The 4,979-nt window shown below is 65.5% G+C and carries 6 protein-coding genes; 5 read left to right on the top strand and 1 reads right to left on the bottom strand.

Annotated elements, in window-relative coordinates; translation table 11 throughout:
- On the bottom strand, positions 1 to 704 hold a 704-nt coding region (locus H8B02_RS45235; protein ID WP_229172208.1), incomplete at its 3' end, for a HugZ family pyridoxamine 5'-phosphate oxidase.
- Between the two features lie 238 nt (positions 705 to 942).
- Here H8B02_RS45235 and H8B02_RS45230 point away from each other — a divergent pair.
- From H8B02_RS45230 to H8B02_RS45210, 5 genes are all read left to right on the top strand, one after another.
- Positions 943 to 1,644, top strand: a complete 702-nt coding sequence (locus H8B02_RS45230) for a response regulator transcription factor (protein WP_229172207.1) — start codon at positions 943 to 945, stop codon at positions 1,642 to 1,644.
- Between the two features lie 110 nt (positions 1,645 to 1,754).
- Positions 1,755 to 3,563 (top strand): sensor histidine kinase, encoded by a 1,809-nt coding sequence (locus H8B02_RS45225; protein WP_312001561.1) that lies wholly within the window; start codon positions 1,755 to 1,757, stop codon positions 3,561 to 3,563.
- Positions 3,560 to 4,000 carry an HPr kinase/phosphorylase gene (locus H8B02_RS45220; RefSeq protein ID WP_229172206.1) on the top strand — a complete coding sequence of 147 codons (441 nt, stop codon included), beginning with the start codon at positions 3,560 to 3,562 and terminating at the stop codon, positions 3,998 to 4,000. The genes H8B02_RS45225 and H8B02_RS45220 overlap by 4 nt, the downstream gene beginning before the upstream one ends.
- A gap of 214 nt (positions 4,001 to 4,214) precedes the next feature.
- Complete coding sequence (locus H8B02_RS45215) at positions 4,215 to 4,616, top strand: PTS sugar transporter subunit IIA (protein WP_021076632.1); 402 nt, start codon at positions 4,215 to 4,217, stop codon at positions 4,614 to 4,616.
- Entirely contained in the window at positions 4,613 to 4,939 is a 327-nt protein-coding gene (locus H8B02_RS45210) for an HPr family phosphocarrier protein (protein ID WP_229172205.1), read from the top strand. Before H8B02_RS45215 ends, H8B02_RS45210 begins: the two co-directional genes overlap by 4 nt.
- The last annotated feature ends 40 nt before the right edge of the window (positions 4,940 to 4,979 follow it).

The following is a 4,979-nucleotide window of genomic DNA, read 5'->3' as shown; positions in this document are numbered from 1 at the left end:
CGCACCAGCATCTTGCGCAGCTCGGTGCCGTTGGTGACCCGCTCGGGGAAATCGAGCCGCAGCGTGTCGCGGCCGGCCTGCATGTCCATGCCGTCGGGGTCGCAGCCGGTGCACAGCCAGTCGGCACTTTCCGCAGCCAGCAGCCGCGTGGCGTAGAGATTCATGGCCTCGCGGTGATCCTCGTTCATATGCGCCACCGCGCCCGGCTCGGCCTCCAGCAGCGCTTCGGCTCCACTAAGGTCGGTCAGAAACTGTGCGGGCTTGAGGTCGACGATCCGGCCGAACCCGGCCACCAGATGGGCGCCGCTCGGCCGGATCACGAAAAACGAGAAATCCTTAAATTCTACAAAGGCTTCCGCCGACGGATGAGCACCAAGGTAGCGCCGGCGGACGAGCTCCTCCTCGGCCTCCGCGACCTCCTCCGCTCGGCCGGCCAGCATGATCCGGGCGCCCTCCAGCGGATCGCCCTCAGCGCGCTCGTCCAGCATCAGCGAGACCCGGTTGTCGGCCAGGATATTCCTGGTGTGCAGCGCCAGCCGGGAAATCAGCAGGATCGGCGAGCCGTCGGGGTGGCTGGCCAGATTGACCAGCGAGCAATAGGGATCGCCGGAGCCGGCCGTCAGCGTGGCGAGCGCGCCCTGGCGGCTGCGGCGGAGCAGGGAGCGGGCAAGGTGGGCGGGGTCGAAGTCGGCGGTCGGTTGCATGGGCCTATCAGGTCATTTTGGAGGCGAATCGGGCCGGTTCCCGTTGAAAAAAGGGCCTTTTCTCACGGTCTCAGGGTGCTATATGGGGGTCCAACGTGTGGGTCGCAGAGCGTTTTGCGGAACTCGGTCACACTTCAGCCCAGCTTGCATTGCTCGTTGACCGCGTTCGAAGCCCATATTCTACGGCGAGTCGCCAGAGTGCCCGCCGTCTAAACCACTCTCATTGTGAAAGCAGCTCATGCCCACAATCGCCTTGGTCGACGACGACCGCAACATTCTCACGTCGGTCTCGATCGCACTCGAAGCCGAAGGCTATCGCATCATGACCTACACGGACGGTGCGTCGGCGCTGGATGGGTTTCGCACGTCGCCGCCCGATCTTGCGATCCTCGATATCAAGATGCCGCGCATGGACGGCATGGAAACGCTGCGCCGGCTGCGCCAGAAGTCCGACCTTCCGGTGATCTTCCTCACCTCGAAGGATGAAGAGATCGACGAATTGTTCGGCCTGAAGATGGGCGCCGACGATTTTATCCGCAAGCCGTTCTCCCAGCGCCTGCTGGTGGAACGCGTCAAGGCCGTGCTCCGCCGCGGCCAGCCGAAGGATCCCACCGCGGCACCGAAGGAGCCGGATGCCCGGGCGCTCGACCGCGGCCTGCTGCGGATGGATCCGGAGCGCCACACCTGCACCTGGAAGAACGATCCGGTGACGCTCACCGTGACCGAATTCCTGATCCTGCAGGCGCTCGCCACCCGCCCCGGCGTCGTGAAGAGCCGCAACGCGCTGATGGACGCGGCCTATGACGACCAGGTCTATGTCGACGACCGCACCATCGACAGCCACATCAAGCGGCTGCGCAAGAAGTTCAAGGTGGTCGACGACGATTTCGAGATGATCGAGACGCTGTACGGCGTCGGCTATCGCTTCAAGGAAGCCTGATCTGCGCTTCCCGGGCGGCTTGTTAACTGACAGGCCCCGCACGGCTGGGGTAAGCTCGGGCGACTGTCTGCTTCGCGGGACGACATCCATACCAACCGGCAGCTTTGCCAGTGCTTGATCGAACGCAGCTCGAGCAGGGACTCAACACCGAGGACGCGTCGCAGCTCCTCGATCAAGAGGCCGTGGCCGACGATTTGGCGCGCGACAAAGGCTGGCGCCGCCCGCTCGGCTGGGTCCGCCGCGCCGGTCAGTTCTTCTTCGCGCTGTCGTTCTCGAGCCTGACGCGCCGCATCGTCTCGCTCAATCTGGCCGGCCTCGTCGCGCTGGTCGCCAGCATCCTCTATCTGTCGCAATTCCGCGCCGGCCTGATCGAGGCGCGCACGCAGAGCCTTTTGGTCTATGCCGAGATCATCTCGGAGGCGATCGCGGCGTCCGCGACCGTCGAAGGCAACACCGTCACCATCGATCCCGACCGGCTGCTGGACCTGAAGCCCGGCGAGAGCTTCGGCCAGCCGGATGAATCGGCGGATTTCCCGATCAATCCCGAGCGCGTCGCGCCGACCCTGCGCCGCCTGATCGCGCCGACCAAGACGCGGGCTCGCATCTTCGACCGCGATGGCGGCCTGATCCTCGACAGCCGCAACCTGTTCGCGCGCGGCGACGTGCTGCGCATGGAGTTGCCGCCGCCGTCGGAGAAGCCGTCGCTGTATGAGAAGACCAAGGCCACGATCAAGACCTGGCTCAACCGCGGCGACCTGCCGATCTACCGCGAGCTCGGCCCCGAAGGCGGCAAGGGCTATTCCGAAGTCGCGCAATCGCTCGAGGGCATGAAGGGCAGCGCGGTGCGCGTCACCGATCGCGGCGCGATCATCGTCTCGGTTGCCGTTCCGGTGCAGCATTTCCGCGCCGTGCGCGGCGCATTGATGCTGACCACGCAGGGCGACGACATCGACCAGCTGGTGATGTCCGAACGCCTTGCCATCCTCAAGATCGGCGGAGTCGCATCCACCGTCATGATCATGCTGTCGCTGTTATTGGCGAGCACCATCGCGGGCCCGGTGCGGCGGCTCGCCGACGGCGCCGAGCGCGTTCGTCACCGCATCCAGACCCGCGTCGAGATTCCCGACTTCACCGGGCGCCGCGACGAGATCGGCCATCTCTCCGGCGCACTGCGCGACATGACCAATGCGCTCTACAGCCGCATCGAGGCGATCGAGATGTTCGCGGCCGATGTCGCCCATGAGCTGAAAAATCCGCTGACCTCGCTGCGCTCGGCAGTCGAGACGCTGCCCTTGGCGCGCAACGAGAACAGCCGCGCGCGGCTGCTCGCCGTGATCGAGCATGACGTCAAGCGGCTCGACCGCCTGATCTCCGACATCTCCGATGCGAGCCGGCTCGACGCCGAATTGCAGCGTCAGGACATGGCGCCGGTCGATCTGCGCCGGCTGCTGACCACGTTGACCAGCGTCGCCAACGAGACCCGGCTCGGCCACGACGTCGCCGTCGAAGTCCGCTTCGAGGGCCGTGGACCGACCGACACGCTCTCGGTGCCCGGCCATGATTCCCGGCTCGGCCAGGTGATCTCGAACCTGCTGTCGAACGCGCAGTCGTTCTCCAAGCCGGGCGACAAGGTGCGCATCATCTGCCGCCGCACCCGCGGCGAGGTCGAGATCGTGGTCGACGATGACGGGCCCGGCATCGGCGAGGACGCGCTGGAGCGGATCTTCGAGCGCTTCTACACCGACCGCCCGCACCAGGGCTTCGGTCAGAACTCCGGCCTCGGGCTCTCGATCTCCAAGCAGATCATCGAGGCGCATGGCGGACGCATCTGGGCCGAGAACCGTGCGGGCCCTGCGGGCGAAGACGGCAAGCCCACCGTCGCTGGCGCGCGTTTCGTGGTCAGGCTGCCGACACTATGAGCGACAATTCAAGCGTGCACGCATCCGCCGTTCTGGTCGGCGAGCGTGCGGTGCTGATCCGCGGCCCGTCGGGCGCCGGCAAGTCGCGCCTGGCCTTCGATCTGATTCTCGCCGGGCGCACCGGAGCGCTTCCGCCGGCCATTTTGGTGGGGGATGACCGTGTCCATCTCGACACAGCCGGCGAACAATTGTGGGTTCGCCCGGCACAGCAATTGGCCGGTCTGATCGAGATCCGAGGCCTCGGAATCCGCCATTGTCCGTTCGCAGGCGAGGCCGTGGTCGGCCTGATCGTCGACCTTGCCGCCGACGATGCCGAGCGGCTGCCGCCGCCCGAGGCGCTCAAGACTCGCCTTAATGGTGTTTCAGTACCGCGAATTCCCGTGCCGGCCGGCTTCCAACCCCTGCCGCTGGTTGTCGCTGCGCTGACGACAACCTGAAAGTTCATGTTCCCGTAATCTTGCGGCCAATTGTGAGAAGGGAATTGGTAACCATATCACATCCACTATCGCGTCGGATTTTGCCGGCGCAGCCTCCCCTCTCTACCGCCAGGAACCGGGAGACTAGCCAAGATGCCCTCTTGCGCAGGGCCTCTGGATGGTCAAAGTGGCGCGTTCGTGCGGTGCACCAAAGGGCGCCCGCGAGGAGTTTCCGATGATTGGTCTAGTGCTGGTGACCCATGGGCGCCTTGCCGACGAGTTCCGAGCCGCGCTCGAACACGTCATGGGTCCGCAGAAACAAATTGAAGCGATTACGATCGGGGCCGAGGACGATTCCGATCTCTGTCGAAGCGACATCATCGAGGCGGTGAATCGCGTCGATAGCGGCGACGGCGTTGCGATCCTCACCGACATGTTTGGCGGCACGCCGTCGAACCTCGCGATCTCCTGCATGAGCCGCCCGAAGGTGGAAGTGCTCGCGGGCATCAATCTTCCCATGCTGGTCAAGCTTGCCAAGGTTCGCGAGGAGCGTTCGCTGCCTGACGCGATCGCGATGGCGCAGGAAGCCGGCCGCAAATACGTCACCATCGCCAGCCGCGTTCTCGCAGGCAAATGAGCGGCGAGGCCCCGGGCGAAAACCATGTCGGCCCGGGCGTGCCAGCGGGCGCCATCTCGCGCGAACTCCTGATCGTCAACAAGCGCGGCCTGCACGCGCGGGCATCGGCCAAGTTCGTCCAGCTGGTCGAGCGCTTCAACGCCGAGATCTGGGTGACGCGCGGCAGCGAAACCGTCGGCGGCACCTCGATCATGGGCTTGATGATGCTGGCCGCAGGGCCCGGCACCACGGTCGTGGTGTCCGCGAAAGGCGACGAGGCGCAGCAGGCACTGGACGCCATCGCCGAGCTCGTCGCCAGCAAGTTCAACGAAGAAGGCACGTAAGCGCCGCCTCGCGCACTGCGCTAGGCGAAAGCCTATCCCC

Origin of the sequence: Bradyrhizobium altum (assembly GCF_020889705.1) — a bacterium.
GTDB classification, from domain to species: Bacteria; Pseudomonadota; Alphaproteobacteria; order Rhizobiales; family Xanthobacteraceae; genus Bradyrhizobium; species Bradyrhizobium altum.
Note: the sequence above shows the minus strand (reverse complement) of the source record. Positions and strands in the feature narration are given on the sequence as shown.